A 17830-nucleotide genomic window follows, 5' to 3' on the forward strand; every position below is an offset into this window, starting at 1 on the left:
TCAGCGATAGTAGATGAACTCCTTCGTATTGAAAAACGCATGAGCGAGGCGCTCCCATGCATCCGGCGTGTCTCCGCCGAAATCCTGCAGGGCGGTGGTCCAGCGTGCCAACTCAGCGGCATCTGGATCGCGATTCAAAGCCTGGCGGAACATCTGGCGCAGGCGGTCTTCGCTTGTGGTGGTGGAGTCTTTGGATAAAGCGGCGGCCCAGGATTTCGCCATCTCATTCACCAGGGGATCATTCAGCATGATGAGAGCCTGCGAGGGGACATTGGTCACATCGCGCCTGCCGGTGGGAAGTTTGAGATCTGGGAGATTGAAACCGACGAGAAATTTCGGCGGGTCCATGATGGACATCTGCAGGTAGATGGAACGGCGGCCGCTGCCATCGAGCGGGCCGCTGAAGAGGCGCTTGGCGGCGTCTTCGGCAGAGCGGAACGGCAGGACGGGGCGGCCATAGAGGTGAGGATCGAGACGACCGGAGATGGCGAGGAGTGAGTCGCGAATGGCCTCGGCTTCGAGACGCCGTGTGGGGTAGTGGTGGACGAGGCGATTGTCGGGATCGCGCTCGCGCGCGGCGGTGGTGACCAGGCCGGACTGACGGAAGGTCTGGCTTAGAACGAGACGGCGCACGAGCTTCTTGGTGGACCAGCCTTCGCGGATGAACTCGCGCGCGAGCCAGTCGAGCAGTTCGGGGTGCGAGGGCCTGTCACCCAGGCGGCCGAAGTCATCCGGAGTGGCGACGAGGCCGGTGCCGAAGAGCCACTGCCACACACGGTTCACATAAACACGGGCGGTGAGTGGATGCTCTGGAGAGAGCAGGGATTCGGCGAGTGAGCGGCGGTCTGAGACCTGCGCTCGTGCATCCAGCATTTTCAAAAATCCTGGATGCACGAGCGCACCGGGGACATCCACATTCCCGCGCACGTTCAGCGGGTAACTGGCGGGAACGGTTTCGCGCTCGTCCATGCTGTTCACAGTACGCGGAAAGGCGATGGAGGCCTCGATGCTGCGGTAGTCAGCGAGCAGGTGCGCGAGCTTGCTGCCGGGTTCGGCCTTGTTTGGCAGTAGGCCGCTGGAGAGCAGCCAGTCGAGAACGGGCTGATCACCCGGCTGGGTTTTGCCAGAACACCAGCGTGAAACTGTAGAATTGAGCCAGGCCGCGATGCGCTCCCAGGGGTCTGGGGTGGGAGCTGCGGCGACGGTGTGTTCATACAAACCGGCGAATGCAGTCTGCTCATCCTGCGGAGCGCCGGGGGTGTCGTGCGAGACGATGCCGCAGATGCTCAGCCAGCTTCGTTTGTCGTAGCCGAAGTCGTCGCTCTTGAGGCCCTTGGCGAGACCGGTGCGCGGAGGGAAATTGGGGTTCAACGAAGAGGTGGCAAATTCCACGGTGACCTGTTGCACACCGTTTTTCAGCTCGGCATCGCCGAAGGTTTTCCAAGCAGGAGCGACGTTGGTGTAGAGGGTGATGGTTTCGTTTTGAAACGCATGGTCATCAACCACAAGCTGGCCGCCGAACTCACCGCCCGCGAGGTCGAGGCTCACGAATTTTCCCGGGACGAGATGCTGCGGCGGCATGCGCAGCGAGCCGGGCAGCTTTGATGACAAGGCGTGCGTGTGCCAGCCGCGAGGCAGGAGGCGAGCCACGACAGCCTCTCCTTCCAGAGCGATGAGGGGCGTGGCGTCCTGGACGAAGCCGTGCTGCAAGCCTTCGCCTTCGACCACCCAGCCGGCGGGGAGCTTTGCTTTGGCAGGATCTGCGAGGGGTTTAAAAGAGGCGTTGGCTTTTTGTGCAGCGGCGCGGGCTTTGTGCCATTCGGTGGCTTTGGTGGAAAGCTCCGCGAGTGCTGCAAGCGGCGCACCGATGCCGCTCAAAGCGGAGGCATGCGCACCGGCCCATTGTTTGAGGAAGGCTGGCTGCAAGGGCTGCCGCCACGCGAGTGCGAGCTCTGCTGTGATGGAGGCGCGCAGGTCTTTGAGCTTTGCGATGGTGGCGGCATTCGTTTCGGGTGCATCGACGACACGAGAGGTCCAGCGCGGGGTGGTGAAGATGGCGGCGAGGGCATAGTAGTCGTGCTGCGAGACGGCTTCGAGCTTGTGATCGTGACAGCGGGCGCAGGCGACAGTGGTGGCGAGAAAAGCCTTGGAGAAGGCGTCGATTTTGTTGTTCACCATTTCCTGGTGGATGCCATTGAACATGAGGCTGCTGCCGTGGCGGTGCTCGCCCAGATGGTAGAACATGGGGGCGATGAGGCTTTCATTGGTGTGCGAAGCTGGATGGATGCGCGGCTTCGGCAGGAGATCGCCCGCGATCTGCTCGCGCAGGAACTGATCGAAACCGATGTCGTCATTGAAGGCGCGGATGAGGTAGTCACGGTATTCGTAGGCGCCTTTGGCGGGATTGTCCCATTCGTAGCCGTAGGTGTCCGTGTAGCGCACCACGTCCATCCAGTGGCGTGCGAAGTGCTCGCCGAAGGCGGGGCTTTGCAGGAGCATGTCCACGTAGGCCTCGTCCGATGCAGGTGTGGTGGCGGGTGGCGGGAGGCCGGTGAGCACGAAAGCGAGCCGCCTGCGGAGCACTCCCGGATCGGCAGGCGGTGCTGGCTGGAGATTGGCGGTGGCCAGTGCGGCGCGCACAAAACGATCGACCGGCTCTTTTGACCATGCGGGATCGTACACTGATGGCGGCCCGGCTTTGCGCATGGGCTTGAGGCTCCACCAGTCGAGGCGCTTGTGGAATTCGGCTTCCCAGGTGTCACCTACGGAGAGGTCGCTGGCAGTTTGAGTCACTGAGACGCGCGGGTCGGGCGCGCCCTGCTGGATCCATTCGGCAAAAACCGCGATCTCCGAAGCAGGAAGCATTTTTTTGGGCGGCATTTTGATGTCCTTCTCCGCATGGCTGAGGGCCTGCATGAGCAGGCTGGCCTCCGGTTTGCCGGGAACGATGGCAGGACCGCTCTCGCCGCCTTTTTCCCAGCCGGACTTGGAATCGAGCGCGAGGCCGCCTTTGATTTTCTGCCCGTGCGAATGGCATTCGAAGCAGCGCTGCTTCAGGAGGGGCTCCACCCTGGAGGTGAAGATGTCCTCCGCTCTCGTGACCGAGGCGGCGAAGAGGCATGCGATGACGGCAAGTGACTTCATCAGTCGGGGGAATCAGGCGAGGCGGTGCGGGGAAGGAAGCTCATGCAACTGAACCAACGTGGCGAGAGGCGCATCTCTCTGTGGCCATCCCTTCAAAAAATGGTAATATCCGACCATTCGTGATGAAGACGCTGCAGAAGAAGTTTTTCGATGAAGTGGGCGACCTGGGCCAGATGCTGGGCCCGCTGGAGCGCATTCCGGGGGCGATGTTCATGATCAAGGATCTGGACTCCCGGTACATCTACATGAGCCAGGCGTTGCGGAGGGTGGTCCACCTGCCGGAGAACCTGGAAGTGGTGGGCAAGACGGACTTTGATTTGTTTCCGAAGATCATCGCGCAGAGCTTCCGTCAGAACGACCTGCAGGTGTTCAAGCACGGGAGGCCGCTGCTGAACGAGGTGCACGCGGTGGGATTCTTTGCCCATGCGATGAAATGGGCTTATTCGAGCAAGTTTCCGCTGCGCGACCGCCGTGGCAAAGTGGCCGGCCTCATCACGATCAACGAAGAATACAATGATGTGATGGGACAGGACGATGAACTGAACCGCCTGCTGCCCGCGATCGAATACATTTCGAAGCACTATGCGGAAACGATTACGGTCGTGCAGCTGGCGCGGCGGTGCAGCTTTTCGGAGAGCCACTTCACGCGCATCTTCAAGCAGCGGATGAACATGACGCCGTATGCCTTTGTGGAGCAGGTGCGGATGTTTCATGCGCTGGACACGCTCCAGCACAGCGCCAGGAGCATCGCGGAAATCGCACTCGACTGCGGGTTTTATGATCCGAGCTCGTTTGTGAAGCGGTTCAAGAAATTCACCGGCACCACGCCGCTGCGGCACCGGCGTGAGCAGCAGGCCCGGATGCAGTCTGGACGGGCCATCGCTTTGCCGGAGGCGCACCCAAAGGATGGTAGAATGATGGATTGATCGAAATGGCGTTGAACTACGCGTGCTTCCTGCTCTTGGTGGGAGGCGATGGTTCACACTCTGCGCCGACTCCTGCTGGGCATCTTTTTGATCATGGCCGCCGCGGCCGTGCTGCTGCTGTCTGACCTGGGATCTCGGGTGAAGACGGCGGTGGCGCCGAAGGGGGGGCGGACAATGCGGGTGGCGCTGCTGCAGCATGCGTCTCAGGCGATTCTTGATCAAGGGCGCGAGGGGATGATCGCAGGACTGAAGGAGACGGGCTGGGAGCTGGGGAAGAACCTGGAGCTGAAGCTGTACAATGCGGAAGGTGACAACGCGGTGTCTCAGACGATCGCGAAGGAGATGGCGGGCGGCGGATATGATCTGCTGATGACGATCAGCACGGTGTCGCTGCAGGCGGTGGCGAATGCGAACAAGGCGGGCGGGACGCCGCATGTGTTTGCGCTGGTGTCGAACCCATCGGTGGCGGGCGTGGGCGTGAACATGGAGAAACCGCTGGAGCATCCGGCGCATCTGGCCGGTTTTGGGACAATGCAGCCGATTCCAGAGGCATTCAAAATCGCGCGGGAGATGAACCCGGCGCTGAAAAAGGTGGGCGTGGTGTGGAATGCGGCGGAGGCGAACTCGGAGGCTCAGGTGAAGCTGGCGCGGAAGGTGTGCGGAGAGATGGGGATCGAGCTGATGGAATCGACGGTGGACAATTCCTCTGGTGTGGCCGAGGCGGCCGGGGCGCTGGTGGCGCGAGGCGTGGAGGCGTTTTGGATGGGGGGCGATGTGACGGTGATGACGGCGGCGGACAGCGTGATGGCCACGGCGAAGAAGGGCGGCATTCCGGTATTCACGGTGATCCCGCCGAATGTGAAGAAGGGGGCGCTGTTTGATCTGGGTGCGGACTATCCGGAGGTGGGCCGGCTGGCGGGAGTGCTGGCGGGTGAGATCCTGAGCGGGCGCAGACCGGCGGAGGTGCCGATCACGAATGTGATGCCGGAGATGCTGGCGGTGAACTTGCAGGCGACGAAGGGACTGCACGCAGCGTGGCAGATTTCTGACGGGATGAAGAAGCGGGCGAACCTGCTCATTGATGAGAGCGGTGCGGAGCAGATCATCTCCGCCACGGTGCCGAATCCTTCGGGGAAGAAATGGAAAATCGCGATCGTGAACTACATCGAGTCGGGTCCTTCTGAGGACACGATGTCGGGAATGAAGGAGGCGTGGAAGCGGAGCAAGCTGGTGGAGGGGAAGGATTATACGATCAGCTATCGCAGCGCGCAGGGAGACATCGCCTCGCTGAACGGGATTTTTGACGCGGTGCTGACGGACAATGCGGACATCGTGGTGCCACTTTCCACACCGACGCTGCAGTCGGCGCTGCAAAAGGTGCGCGACCGGCCGATTGTGTTTTCGGTGATCGCGAATCCGGTGGTGGCGGGTGCGGGGAAGAGTTTCACGGATCACAAACCGAATGTGACGGGGGTGTCTGTGCTGGCACCGGTGAGCGAGGCGCTGACGATGATCCAGAAGTACTTCCCGCAGTACAAGCGGCTGGGGACGCTGTTCTGCCCGGCGGAGGCGAACTCGGTGGACCTGAAGGAGTCGTTTGAGAAGCTGTGCAAGGAGCGCGGGCTGACGCTGGAATGCATTGCGGTGAACACTTCGAGCGATCTGGCGGATGCCTCGCTCTCGCTGGTATCGCGGCCGATTGATGCGGTGGTGCAGATTTCGGACAACCTGAGCAGCACGGGATTTAACGCGATCACGAAGGCGGCGCGGCAGACGCAGAAGCCGCTGATCAGCCTGAACAGCACCACGGTGCCGCTGGGTGCGCCGATTGCGCTGGGGCGCGACTACCACAACTGCGGCGAAGTGACGACGGAGATGATCGAACGAGTGATCCGCGGTGAGGATGTGGCAAAGATGCCGTTTGTGCTGCCGCCGCGTTTGTTTTACAGCGCGAGTCCGGCAAATGCGGCGGCGGTGGGCATGACGCTGCCAGCGGAACTGCTGAAGGAAGTGGACAAAGTGATGAAGTAAGTGACTCATGGAAATCTCCCGCCAAACCTCCGGTGATCTGATCATCCTGCATCTTGCGGGGAGACTGGATGCGAACTGGTGCAACCCTGTGGAGTCCGCGCTTGCGGGTGCGGTGCGCGAGGGTGAGCACCGGCTGCATCTGGACATGAGCGCGGTGAGCTACATCAGCTCCGCGGGCATTCGTGTGCTGCTGGCGTGCTACAAGCAGCTGAAGGCGATCAACGGGCTGTTTGGGGTGATCCGGCCGTCGAACGCGGTGCGCTCGGTGCTGGAGCTTTCGGGACTGCAGATGCTGATCACGTCTGAGATCGCGGCGAGTGTAAGCGCGGATGATGCGGGGAAGGAATTTGCTTCGGCGAGCGCGGCGTATGAGCTTTTTGCGCTGGGTGGCGGCGGGATGAAGATTGAGAGCGTGGGTGATGCGGCACTGCTGTCGCGTGGTGGTGGAGCACAGCCTGCGACGCGGCGATTTGATGCGAACACGGTGGCGCTGGGGATTGGAGCGCTGGGGAGCAGCTTTGCGGAAAGTGCCGGGCGCTGCGGTGAGATGCTGGCGGTGGCGGGTGTGGCGGCGTTTCAGCCGGCGGATGGATCGAGCAGGCCAGACTTCATGCTGAGCGAAGGGGCGCTGGTACCGGAGGGGCAACTCGTGCTAGGGCTCGTGGCGCAGGGGGCGTTTGCATCGCTGCTGCGTTTTGAAGCGAACGATGAGGACCGGCGCATTGGGGTCACGGAGCTGATGCAGACGGCTCTGGAATCCAGCGGGGCGAATGCGGCGGTGGTGGTGGCGGTGACTGAGACGGCGGGACTGGTGGGGGCGACGTTGAGGCAATCGCCGGTGGCCGGTGCAGGCGGGCCGGAGGAGCGTTTTGGGTTTCCGCAGATTCGTGACTGGCTTTCGTTTACGAGCGAGCGGTCGTTTCGTGATACGACGTCTTTGATTGTGGGTGTCGTCGCGAAACCGGGTACGGCGTTTGAGGCGCTGCTGCGTCCATTGGCGAAGGGCAACGAGCTGCTGGGGCATCTGCATGCAGCGGTGTTTCCGTACCGGCCGCTGCGCAAAGGGCGCATTGATTTGCAGCCTGCGGTGGCGGGTTTGTTTGACGGGCAGTCTTTGCAAAACGTGCTGCACCTGATCTGCGATCCACGCGGATTCAACGGCGCGGGCGAGAGCGAGCTTTACCGGGGCGCGGTGTGGATCGCGCCCATCACTTCCTGAAGCATGACACTTCTTATTGGTTCACTGATCATCGGACTCATCCTGTCGCTGCTGGCGCTGGGGGTGCTGGTGTCGTTTCGGATTTTTTCGATCCGCGATCTTACCACTGATGGTTCGATCACCCTGGGAGCGTCTATTGCGGCGGTGCTTCTCGTTCAAGGCACGAATCCTATCTTCGCTACAATTGCAGGAGCGCTCGGCGGCGCGGTTGCGGGAATGACCACGGGGTTCATTCACACGAAGTTCAAAGTCAACGCGATGCTTGCAGGCATTCTCGTGATGACGGCTCTCTACTCGGTGAATCTGAATGTCATGGGACGCAGCAATGTGCCCCTCATGCAGGCCACCACTGTTACGAGCTATGGTGAAAAACTTGGTGAATGGCTCGCGGGCGGAAAAACGATTCACATCCTGGGATGGCCGGTGGCCGCAGCGGATGCGACGGTGCTGATTCTTGCGCTTGGTTTTACGGCTGCTGCGGGAGGAGTGATGTTCGCTTTTTTTCGCACGCAACTTGGCACATCGCTGCGCGCGACGGGCGACAATCCGCAGATGATCCGTGCGCTAGGCGCCAATGTGGAGCGCAATATTATTCTTGGGCTTGGTCTCTCGAACGGCCTCGTCGCGCTGTCTGGCGCCTTGCTCGCCCAGTATCAAGGCTTCGCCGATGCTCAGATGGGCATCGGGATGATTGTGTGGGGTCTTGCGAGCGTCATTATTGGGGAAGCGCTCACCAACACCCGAAGCCTTGGCCTCACGATTGTCGGAACGATCATGGGCTCGGTGTTGTTCCGGCTTTTGGTCGCGATCGCGCTGCGCTGGGGGCTGAATCCAAACAATCTCAAACTCATTACGGCGCTGTTTGTTCTCGCCGCTCTCATACTGCCGGGGCTGCTGGAAAAGATGAAACGCCGGCCCAAATCCGCCACCTGAACTGAACCGCCATGCTTGCGCTCTCTGGCATCCGCAAAACTTTCAATCCGGGCACGGTCAACGAAGTCCGTGCGCTGCAAGGCGTTGACCTGACGATCGAGCCGGGGTCGTTTGTAATCGTGCTGGGGATGAACGGCTCGGGAAAATCCACGCTGCTGAATGCGGTGGCGGGGTCGTTCTTTGTCGATGAGGGCAAGATTGAACTCGCAGGACATGACGTGACGAAGTGGCCGGAGCACAAGCGGGCGAAGCTGATTGGCCGGGTGTTTCAGAATCCGTTCAGCGGGACGGCACCGACGATGTCGATTGCGGAGAATTTTGCGCTCGCGAGCAAGCGTGGGCATGCGCGGGGGCTGGGATGGGCTTTGGCGCCGAATTTGATGAAGCCGCTGCGGGAAAGAATCGCCACGCTGAAGATGGGGCTGGAGGGGCGGCTGGACAATGCGATTGGCTCGCTTTCGGGCGGGCAGCGGCAGGCGCTGACGCTGCTGATGGCGACGTGGCTGAAGCCGGAGCTGCTGCTGCTGGATGAACACACGGCGGCGCTGGACCCGAAGAGCGCGGATCAAGTCATTCAGCTCAGCGATGAAGTGATCCAGCGCGACAAGCTGACGACGCTGATGGTGACGCACTCGATGCAGCAGGCGGTGAGCCTGGGGGACCGCATCATCATGATGCACCGCGGGCGTGTGCTGCATGACATCCGCGGTGCGGAGAAGAAACGGCTGCGGCCTGAGGATCTGCTGGACCGCTTTGATGAAGTGCGCCGCCGTGAGCTGCTGGATGAGAGCGCGGCTGCAATGCTGAACGAGCTGTACATTTGATCTGCCTTGTCCGTGAAATCGCAAAGTCTCACCATCAAAGCTGACCTCGCCGAACTGGCGCGGGTGGTGCAGATGATTGACGCCTTTTGCGCGGTCTCACCGGTCAACGCGGCGGATGTTTCGGCGCTGCATCTGGCGCTGGAAGAAATCGTGACGAATGTGATCACGCATGGTTATGGATGTGATGCGTCGCGGCCATTCACGGTGTGCCTGGAGATGATCTCGGCGGATCGCATTCGTGCGGTGGTGACCGATGATGCGCCGGCTTATGATCCGCTGGCGCGGCCGGAGGTGGACACGCAGCTGCCGCTGGAAGCGCGGCCTGTGGGCGGCCTGGGAGTGCATCTGGTGAAGAAGCTGATGGATGTGTGCCAGTATGAGCATCGCGATGGTAAAAACGTTTTCTCCATTGAGCGGAAGCTGAGCAGCGGAGCGGGAAGCGCGGCGACGATGCACATCGCCACCTCAAGGCTGGAGTCTTCGGCGACGCTTTCGCTCTCGGGACGACTCGATGGGCTTTCGAGTCCGGAGTTGGAGCAGCAAGTGGGTGCGCTGATCGCTTCCGGGGTGCACACGCTGGTGTTTGATCTCGCGAATCTTGAGTATGTGAGCAGCGCCGGGCTGCGGGTTTTCATCATTGCGGCGAAGAAGCTCAAGGGCAGCGGTGGCGCTGCGCAGTTCACAGCGCTCACGCCGGCGGTGCGTGAGGTCTTCCACGTCTCGGGCCTGCTTATGGCACTCGGCGTAGGGCCACGAGGGTGATATCGTCCGCCTGTGGGGCTTCGGCCTGGTGAGCGAGCACCGCTGCGACGATGCGCTCCACGGTCTGGGTGCTGTCGGTTGAGCTGCCGTTCAGGGACTTTTGAATGCGGTCGCCGCCGAAGAGGGTGCCTTGAGTGTCCATGGCTTCTGAGACGCCGTCTGAGTAAACGAGGAGAGTTTCAAGCGGGGCGAGGAGGTGGCGCTGGGTGGCGAACTGAGTTTCTTCAAACACGCCGAGTGGCGCGGCGCGCGGGCCATCGAGCCAGGTGAGGCTGCCGGTGGCGGTGATGACTGCGGCGAGCGGGTGGCCGGCATTGGCCCAAGTGAGTTCGCCGGTGGCGGGATCGAAAAAGACGGCGCAGGCGGTGACGAACTGCATGGTCTCATTGCGCTCGCAGAGGAGGCGATTCACCTGCGCGAGGAGCGCTCCGGGATCGCTGACTTTGGGAGCGAGGGTGCGCACGGCCATGGCGGCAAGGGCCATGAAGACGGCGGCGGAAACGCCTTTGCCAGAGACATCGCCGACGAGGGTGAAGAAGTGGCCGTCGGGGAGGAAGAAGCCGTCGTAGAGATCGCCGCCGGCCTCGCGCGCAGGTTTGATGAAGGCGGAGAAATCCACGCGCTGGCGCTCCATAGCGGTGAGTGGTGTAGGAAGAAGGCTGGACTGAATTTCGCCTGCGATGCGGAGCTCGCTTTCGATGGCTTCACGGGCGGCGGTCTGCTGCTGAAGTGCGGCGATGTGCTCCTGGAGGTGTTTGAAGAGAAACTCGGTGGCCTGCGCCACGGCGCCGACTTCATCGCTGCGTTTCGCTTCCTGGGAGACACCGGAGCGGTCCCAGCCGGTGGTGGAGAAATCGCTGGTGGCTAGGCCGCGCAAGGCGTGAGCGAGGCGGGCGAGCGGTTCCTTGAGCTCCATGTTGCTGAAGGAGACGCGCTCCGCGAGCAGGGAGGCGACATGGCGGTGAAGCGCGATGGCGAGGTGAGGATGGCGGGCTTCGACTTCGCGCAATTGGTCCTTGGTGAGGCGCCAGAGCTTGACGGCTTCGACTGCCTCGACGGTGGCGGTGCGGGGCTCGGAGCGATAGAGGGCCATCTCGCCGAGGAACTGGCCGGGACCGAGACGGCGGAGTTCGGAGCGGCCTGCGCCTTCGACTTCGAGCACCACGGCGAGGGTGCCGGATTCGATGAGGAACATGGCGTCTGCGGCATCGCTCTCGCGGAAAAGGACTTCGCCGGGGGCGAGGCAGACGGATTGCAGAGATTCCATCCAGGCGCGCTGACTCGCTTCATCTGGCGCGAAGGACGCGAGTGAGGCGGAGGGGAGCAGTGCGGGTGGAGTCACACGAGTTGTTTCCCATGCGCGAGGGATGGCTGCAACTCATTCGCGCCAGAAGAGAGATTCTTTGGGCGCGGTGTATTTGACGTCCAGTTCGGGGGTCTGGATGAGTTCGCCTTTGCGATAGAGGGACTCGACGGCGGCGATGAGGATGCCGGAGGTGAGGAGGGTGCGCTCGACGGGATAGGGGGCGCGGTTGTGGAGGATCATGTCCTCGATGTGATGGATGAGGGGATTGAAAAAGTCGGCGGTGGTGGAGCTGGAGCCGGGCATGGGGAGGAACATCTGGCAGGAGATGATCTCGCCGGTTTCGCGGTTGAGGCCGGCGTAGTTGAAGTCGCGCAGGGGCAGCATGAAGAGGGTGGTGTGGAAGCCGTCGCTGTGCTCGATGAAGTAGGCGAAGGCTTCGGGGAAGGTCTTGCGTGCCCAGTCAAAGCTGACGGGTTCCAGGGGGTAGCCTTCCACGGGCCAGGTGTGGCTGCGGGTGAGTGCGGCGGTGAGGAGGCGCTGGGTGTCCTTTCGTGCGGCGGCGTGCTCCCACATTTTGGAGCCGCGCAAAGCGAGCACGCTTTTCACGCCGGACTCGCCACCGCGGCGGCGCTCGGACATGCACTGCGCGGTCTCAAGGCCGTGGTAGTCGTATTTTTCGATGCCGCCGTAGCCGATGGCGACGCTCTCTGACAGCGGCGTCCCCCAGGGGATGTCCACGGCAGGGAGACGACGCGTGACGGGCAATGAAGAACCGGCGAGGAATGGAAAGCCGAGGCGTTTGGCATCGGCGACCATCTCGGCGCATTTGCTCCATTCGGTGGAGAGATGTTTATCATTGAAGACGGGCACGCTGCGGCCGCTGGATTCGAAGACTTTGATGATCTCTTTGAAGAATTCGTAGCGGGGGTAGAGAGTCTGGCCTTTTTCGTTTTCAGGGTAGTCGCCGTGCTCGCCGATGAGGATGACGCCATCGACGGCCAGCTTGCCGGTGCCGAGGGTGAGGGCTTCGGTGATGGTAGAATAGATGGGGATGTGGTAGCGCTCCGAGCGGCCGCGGGCGAGGTCGTTCTCGGGGAACTGGGCGAAGTAGAGGGAGACGAGGTCCGTCTGCGGAGGGAGCCACTGCCCGGCCCAGACGTAGCCCATGGCGAGGCGGTCCACGAAGTGCATCGCGTGGGAGTTTTTGAACATCACCGTGGCGATGAGGGCGATTTTCTTGCGGCCAGCCGGGGGAACGGCTTGGGCTGCCACTGCGGTGGCGGCACTGGCCATGAGGAAGGAGCGGCGGGTCCAGGATGAGGTGCTCATGAGGAGGGTGTTTGTGAGTCGGATTTGCTTTCCCAGAGGAACCAGAGCGGCAGCACGGCAATGAGGGGCAGGCAGGAGGCGAGGATGAGACCCTGATCAAAGGAATGGGTGCGGTCTGCGAGCCTGCCGAAGAACTCCTGCGCCTGAGCGGGCAGCACCCAGGCGACGACGCCGGCGATGCCGGTGATTTTTCCCTGATGGCGGCCGGAGAGATCCTGCGTGAAGGCGTGATACAAAGGGAACACACCGAGTGCCCCGGCGCCGGTGAGCATGAAGACTGCGAGCAGCGCCCAGCCATGGGCGAGAAGCGGCGTGAGGGCACAGGAGGCGCACAGGGCACCGCATGCGGCGAAGACGATGACGCGCGCGGTATGCACCGAGAATTTGCGCCTGCCCAGCCACACGGCGAGCGCACCTGCGCCGATGCAACCGATGTCCGTGGCGAAGTACCATGCGGAGGTGAACCACAGGGTGTCCTGCTCTGAATAGCCACGGTCTTCCTGAATCACCTGGGGCAGCCAGGCGCGGAGGATCTGCCAGGTGGTGTTGATGCAGGCAACGACGAAAAAGACGATGAGCATGCGCCGGATGAAGGCGAGGCTCCAGAGTCCCGCACCGTCCGCCACGACGTCCTTTTCATCACGCACCGGCGCGGAGAGATCCGAGCCGCGCACGAGCGCGAACCATAGCACCAGCCAGGCGAATCCGGTGACGCCGACGACTTGAAAAGCGGTGCGCCAGGTGCTCAGCTCCGAAGTCATGAGAACACCCATGATCAAAGGCGTGATGATGGCGCCGATGGAAGTGCCGCTCTGCAGAACGCTGTTGCCCAAGGAACGCTCCCGAGCATCCAGCAGGGCGCGTGTGGCGCGAATGCCGCAGGGCCAGTGACCTGCCTCGAAAAAACCGAGGGCCATGCGGCACCAGACAAGCTCCTGCTCATTGTGCACAAAACCAGTGGCCAGCCCGGCCAGCGACCAGAGGGTGAGCACGATGGCGTAAAGCCAGCGCACGGAGAAGCGATCTGCCGCCCAGCCGAAGACGATGGAACCAGCCGCGAACGCGTAGGCGAAAACGGCCTCGATGTGACCATACTGCTCCCGCGACAACTGAAACTCCTGCTTGATGCGCACCGCGGCGTTTGCCAGCGTCTGGCGGTCCATATAGTTGATGGCCGAGGCGAGCAGGAGCAGGCCGCAGATGGTCCATTTCCGCGCCGCCGAACGATGGAGTGGATTCGGGGGAGCGGCAGTCATGAGGGATGCACGCTGATCAGGACGTCATGCGAGGAGCTGATCCACCACCTTGGCGCCCTGGTTGTCGGTGAGCGAGGCGGCGAGGCCGTTGCGTTTGTAAGTGAGCTTGGTGTGATCGAGGCCGAAGGTCTTGAGCAGGGTGGCGTGGTAGTCGTAGTGCTTCACTTCGTCGATGACGGCCTTGTGGCCGAATTCGTCGGTTTCGCCATGCACATAACCTTTTTTGAAACCGCCGCCGGCCATCCACATGCTGAAGCCGTAGGTGTTGTGGTCGCGGCCCCACTTCTCGCGGCCGGCGTCGTTTTGCAGCACGGGGAGGCGGCCCATTTCGCCGCCCCAGTGGACGACGGTGGTGTCGAGCAGGCCGCGCTGCTTGAGATCAATGAGGAGGGCGGCGCTGGGCTGATCGGTGGCCTGGCAGTTTTTTGGCAGGGCGGTGATGAGGGAGCCGTGCTGGTCCCAGGACTGGCCTGAATTGAGCACCTGCACGTAGCGCACGCCGCGCTCCACGAGGCGACGCGCGATGATGCAGCGGGTGGCGTAGTCTTTGGTGATGGGATTGTCCACGCCGTAAAGCTTTTTGACGTACTCGGGCTCCTTGGAAATATCGAGCGCCTCCTTGGCGGCGACCTGCATCTTGGCGGCGAGTTCGTAGCTGGAGATGCGGGCCTGAAGATCGAGCTCGCCTGGATGGTGGGCGAGGTGGTCTTCGTTGAAGGCTTTCAGGAGATCGAGCTGGCGCTGCTGCGGTGCGCCGGAAAGGGAGGCGGGAGGATCGAGATTGAGAATGCGCGGCTCGGTGGCGCGGACGAGCGTTCCTTGGAAGAGCGAAGGCAGCCAGCCATTGGTGTAGTGCTCGCCGCTGAAGGTGGGGAGGCCGCCGGGATGAGCGAGGACCATGTAGGAGGGGAGTTCATCCGTCTCGCTGCCGAGGCCGTAAGTGAGCCAGGAGCCGAGAGCCGGGCGGCCGGCGGTGATGCGGCCGCCATTCATGGCGTAGAGGCCCTGCGCGTGATTGCTCACGCCGGAGGTCATGGAGCGGATGAGGGTGATCTCATCGACGACCTTGCTCAGGTTTGGCAGCAGCTCGCTGAGCTCCATGCCGCACTGGCCGTGCTTCTCAAACTTCCAGGGAGAGCCGAAGCACTTCGACGAAGCTTGCGCAAGATTGTCATACTTGATCTCGCCGGGGAATTTCTGGCCGTGATACTTGGTGAGCATCGGCTTGGGATCGAAGAGATCCATCTGCGAGGGGCCGCCCATCATGAACATGGAGATCATGGCCTTGGCGGTCGGCTCGAAGTGCGGCTTCTTGGGCTGCAAATCGTAGCGGATCTCGCCAGTGACGCTCTCCGGTTTTACGGGAGCGGCAAGGAGGCCGTCTTTCTCCAGCAGCGAGGCGAGCGCCAGCGTGCCTAGGCTGTAGCCATTGGCATGCAGGAAGTGACGGCGGGAGCAGAGCTGGGGGCGGTTCATTATTCGACGTAGAGAAAACGGTTTGAGCTGCAAAGGATCTGGCAGAGGCTGGCCATGGCCTCCTGCGGGGGATTGGGGATGACGCCTTTAGCGTGCTGGATGCTGTGATGATAATCGGCGAGGGCTTTGGTCTGCTCGTCGAGGTAAGCGATGCCGCGGGTGACGTCGTCCTGGGTGGCGGGTTTGCCGAAGAGGAGCTCCCAGGCGTGCTTGATCTGCTCACTGCGGTTTTTGGGCGAGGCAGATTCGAGGAGGGCGGCCAGACGAAGCGAGCTGTCGAGAACGAAGGTGTCGTTCATGAGGAGGAGGGACTGCGGGGCGACGGTGGTCTGCGCGCGGAGCTCGCAGTTCGGCGTCATGACGGGAGCATCGAAGGTATCGAGCACGGTGACGGGCTTGCTGCGGCGCACCTGCACGTAGATGGAGCGGCGGAAGTCATCGGCACCGCCCGGATCGACCTTGTTCAGAGTGATGGTGCCTTTGTCGATGCCGGTGACGACGCGACCCTGGGGATCGCGACCGATGCCGCTGGGCGGACCGTAGCTGGTCTGCACCAGCGTGCCGGTGACGGAGAGCAGGGAGTCGCGCAGCGTTTCGGCATCGATGCGGCGGAGTTTGAAGCGGGCGTAGAAGCGGTTTTCCGGGTCTGCCTGCATGGATGCAGCATTGACGGAGGACTGACGGTAGGCGCTGCTGAGCAGGATGAGACGATGCAGGGATTTGAGCTTCCAGCCGCTCTTCACAAATTCATCGGCCAGATAGTCGAGCAGTTCGGGGTGCGTGGGAAGCTCGCCCTGATGGCCGAAGTCGCCGGGAGTATTGACGATGCCGCGGCCCATGTGGTTGAGCCAGAAACGGTTCACCAGCACGCGCGCGGTGAGCGGGTGCTTGCCGCTGGTGAGCCACTGCGCGTAGGCCAGACGACGGCCGCTGGAGCCGCTGCTGACGGTGGCGGGCTTGAAGGGCTCGATCTGAGGTGTCGCGAGGATGCTGAGCTCGCCCGGGGTCATGGCCTGCTTGGGCTGATCGTGGTCGCCGCGGTTGAAGAGCTTGGTCGCAGGGAGCTGGCCTTTCACTTCTGTCAGAGCCATGACGAAGCCTTCCGCCGGCTTTGTATCGCGCAGCTTTTTGGCCTCGGCCATCTTGGCGTCCACAATGTCCTGCTTCTTCTTGTCGTAGAGATCAAGCGAGTAGGTGGCGAGGGCAGAAGGGTATTTCTTGATGAGCGCCTTCTGCTCCGCGGTCTGTTTGGCCACAGGCGTGTCACGAGCCACGCGGAAGGCGGCCTGCTCGGCCTCGGGGACCTTTTTGATCTCGACCTCGAAGATTTCATCCAGGAATTTTTTGCTCATCGCGCGGGCTTCGGCCTCGATCTCCTTGGCTTTCACCTCGATCTCAGCGGCCTTCGCACGCTCCTGGGGAGAATAGAGAGAGTAGAGGCGCTGCGCGGGCGGGCGCCAGGATTCCCAGTTGTAGGCGGGATCAAAGATGGCGCGCAGGCGGTAGTAGTCGGCCTGGGTGATGGGGTCGTAGCGATGGTCGTGGCACTGGGCGCAGGCGACGGTCATGCCCATGAGCGAGGAGGTCATGACTTTCATCTGCTCGGCGATCACCTGATTTTTGGCGAGCTTGGCGTCATCGGGGCTGTCGCCGGTGCCATCGGGCGCCATGCGCAGGAAGGCGGTGGCGATGAGCTGGTCGGTGCGGTGAGGATCCAGCACCGCCTGCTGGAAGTCGGCGTGCGTGGCGCCGGCGAGCTCATCCCCGGCGAGCTGCTCCTGGATGAATTCGTTCCAGGGCTTGTCCGCGTTCATGGAGCGGATCACATAATCACGATAACGCCAGGCCTGGGGGCGGACGGAGTCGGCCTCGGAGTAGCCGTTGGAGTCGGCGTAGCCCACCACATCCAGCCAGTGGCGCGCCCAGCGCTCGCCGTAGTTTTTGGAGGCCAGCAGGCGCTCCACGAGCTGCTCGTAGGCCAGCGGGGACTTGTCGTTCACGAAGGAGTCCACTTCTTCAGGAGTGGGCAGGAGGCCGGTGAGATCCAGCGTGACGCGGCGGATGAGCGTGCGGCGGTCGGCCTCGGGGGCGAAGGTGAGCTTTTTCTCCGCCATCGACTTGAGCAGGAAGGCATCGACGGGAGTGCGCACGTCTTTCGCGTCCACATCCTTCGGCACGGCCGGACGCTTCACAGGCACGAAGGCCCAGTACTCGCGGTCGTCGTCCGAAATGATGGGGCCGGGAGCCAGGGCGAGAGGCTCGGGCTTGGCGGTCTTTGCGCCCTGGGTGATCCATTTCTCAACGATGGCGACCTCGGCCTCAGTGAGTTGCTTGCCTTTCTTGGGCATCTCACCGTTTTTGATGAGGCGGAGGAGTTCGCTCTGCTCCGGCTGACCCGCCACGACGACGTGGCTGCCGCCGTCCAGCTTCTGATCCATGAAGCGGCGGAGGCGCAGGTCCACGCCGCCCTCGGGTTTCTCCTCCTCGCCATGGCAGTGGGTGCAGTGGGCCTTGACGATGGGGCGCACGTCCTTTTCAAACGTGAGCAGGCGCTCCGCGCCACGGGCGGTGACGGCGAGGGAGCAGAGGATGACGGCAGACGGCAGCTTCATTGAGGGGGGTAC

12 protein-coding genes are annotated in these 17830 nt (G+C 62.4%); 6 read left to right on the forward strand and 6 right to left on the reverse strand.

Annotated elements, in window-relative coordinates; genetic code table 11:
* The gene (locus ACILSQ_RS00150; protein ID WP_395741534.1) at positions 1–3144 is read right to left on the reverse strand and encodes a PSD1 and planctomycete cytochrome C domain-containing protein; all 3144 of its coding nucleotides are present in this window, start codon (positions 3142–3144) and stop codon (positions 1–3) included.
* Positions 3145–3266: 122 nt separating this feature from the next.
* Between ACILSQ_RS00150 and ACILSQ_RS00155 the strand changes: the two genes are divergently transcribed.
* From ACILSQ_RS00155 to ACILSQ_RS00180, 6 genes are all read left to right on the forward strand, one after another.
* Entirely contained in the window at positions 3267–4070 is an 804-nt protein-coding gene (locus ACILSQ_RS00155) for a helix-turn-helix domain-containing protein (protein WP_395741535.1), read from the forward strand.
* 93 nt (positions 4071–4163) lie between these two features.
* A complete protein-coding gene (locus tag ACILSQ_RS00160) occupies positions 4164–6101 on the forward strand; it encodes an ABC transporter substrate-binding protein (RefSeq protein WP_395741536.1) in 1938 nt (645 codons plus the stop codon).
* A 7-nt stretch (positions 6102–6108) separates the two neighbouring features.
* Entirely contained in the window at positions 6109–7320 is a 1212-nt protein-coding gene (locus ACILSQ_RS00165) for an STAS domain-containing protein (protein WP_395741537.1), read from the forward strand.
* A gap of 3 nt (positions 7321–7323) precedes the next feature.
* Positions 7324–8253: an ABC transporter permease gene (locus ACILSQ_RS00170; protein WP_395741538.1), complete on the forward strand. Its 930-nt coding sequence runs from the start codon at positions 7324–7326 to the stop codon at positions 8251–8253.
* Positions 8254–8264: 11 nt separating this feature from the next.
* The gene (locus tag ACILSQ_RS00175) at positions 8265–9077 is read left to right on the forward strand and encodes an ABC transporter ATP-binding protein (protein WP_395741539.1); all 813 of its coding nucleotides are present in this window, start codon (positions 8265–8267) and stop codon (positions 9075–9077) included.
* 12 nt (positions 9078–9089) lie between these two features.
* Positions 9090–9839, forward strand: a complete 750-nt coding sequence (locus ACILSQ_RS00180) for an anti-sigma factor antagonist (RefSeq protein ID WP_395741540.1) — start codon at positions 9090–9092, stop codon at positions 9837–9839.
* On the opposite strand, the gene ACILSQ_RS00185 is transcribed toward ACILSQ_RS00180, so the two are convergent.
* The 5 genes from ACILSQ_RS00185 to ACILSQ_RS00205 form a co-directional block, all read right to left on the reverse strand.
* Positions 9808–11106 carry a PP2C family protein-serine/threonine phosphatase gene (locus tag ACILSQ_RS00185; RefSeq protein ID WP_395741541.1) on the reverse strand — a complete coding sequence of 433 codons (1299 nt, stop codon included), beginning with the start codon at positions 11104–11106 and terminating at the stop codon, positions 9808–9810. The two genes, ACILSQ_RS00180 and ACILSQ_RS00185, sit on opposite strands and share 32 nt — an antisense overlap.
* A gap of 111 nt (positions 11107–11217) precedes the next feature.
* Positions 11218–12474, reverse strand: coding sequence for a hypothetical protein (locus ACILSQ_RS00190; RefSeq protein WP_395741542.1), 1257 nt, complete (start codon positions 12472–12474; stop codon positions 11218–11220).
* Positions 12471–13730 (reverse strand): MFS transporter, encoded by a 1260-nt coding sequence (locus ACILSQ_RS00195; protein ID WP_395741543.1) that lies wholly within the window; start codon positions 13728–13730, stop codon positions 12471–12473. Before ACILSQ_RS00195 ends, ACILSQ_RS00190 begins: the two co-directional genes overlap by 4 nt.
* A 24-nt stretch (positions 13731–13754) precedes the next feature.
* Entirely contained in the window at positions 13755–15206 is a 1452-nt protein-coding gene (locus tag ACILSQ_RS00200; RefSeq protein WP_395741544.1) for a DUF1501 domain-containing protein, read from the reverse strand.
* The gene (locus ACILSQ_RS00205; RefSeq protein ID WP_395741545.1) at positions 15206–17818 is read right to left on the reverse strand and encodes a PSD1 and planctomycete cytochrome C domain-containing protein; all 2613 of its coding nucleotides are present in this window, start codon (positions 17816–17818) and stop codon (positions 15206–15208) included. The genes ACILSQ_RS00200 and ACILSQ_RS00205 overlap by 1 nt, the downstream gene beginning before the upstream one ends.
* Positions 17819–17830: the final 12 nt, after the last annotated feature.

It is taken from the genome of Prosthecobacter sp. (assembly GCF_044227185.1).
Classification (GTDB): domain Bacteria; phylum Verrucomicrobiota; class Verrucomicrobiia; order Verrucomicrobiales; family Verrucomicrobiaceae; genus Prosthecobacter.

Bases quoted from the DNA above. Each gene is read 5' to 3' on its own strand.
- ACILSQ_RS00150 (WP_395741534.1), bottom strand. From the start codon at position 3,144: ATGAAGTCACTTGCCGTCATCGCATGCCTCTTCGCCGCCTCGGTCACG.
- ACILSQ_RS00155 (WP_395741535.1), top strand. From the start codon at position 3,267: ATGAAGACGCTGCAGAAGAAGTTTTTCGATGAAGTGGGCGACCTGGGC.
- ACILSQ_RS00160 (WP_395741536.1), top strand. From the start codon at position 4,164: ATGGCCGCCGCGGCCGTGCTGCTGCTGTCTGACCTGGGATCTCGGGTG.
- ACILSQ_RS00165 (WP_395741537.1), top strand. From the start codon at position 6,109: ATGGAAATCTCCCGCCAAACCTCCGGTGATCTGATCATCCTGCATCTT.
- ACILSQ_RS00170 (WP_395741538.1), top strand. From the start codon at position 7,324: ATGACACTTCTTATTGGTTCACTGATCATCGGACTCATCCTGTCGCTG.
- ACILSQ_RS00175 (WP_395741539.1), top strand. From the start codon at position 8,265: ATGCTTGCGCTCTCTGGCATCCGCAAAACTTTCAATCCGGGCACGGTC.
- ACILSQ_RS00185 (WP_395741541.1), bottom strand. From the start codon at position 11,106: ATGGAATCTCTGCAATCCGTCTGCCTCGCCCCCGGCGAAGTCCTTTTC.
- ACILSQ_RS00190 (WP_395741542.1), bottom strand. From the start codon at position 12,474: ATGAGCACCTCATCCTGGACCCGCCGCTCCTTCCTCATGGCCAGTGCC.
- ACILSQ_RS00195 (WP_395741543.1), bottom strand. From the start codon at position 13,730: ATGACTGCCGCTCCCCCGAATCCACTCCATCGTTCGGCGGCGCGGAAA.
- ACILSQ_RS00200 (WP_395741544.1), bottom strand. From the start codon at position 15,206: ATGAACCGCCCCCAGCTCTGCTCCCGCCGTCACTTCCTGCATGCCAAT.
- ACILSQ_RS00205 (WP_395741545.1), bottom strand. From the start codon at position 17,818: ATGAAGCTGCCGTCTGCCGTCATCCTCTGCTCCCTCGCCGTCACCGCC.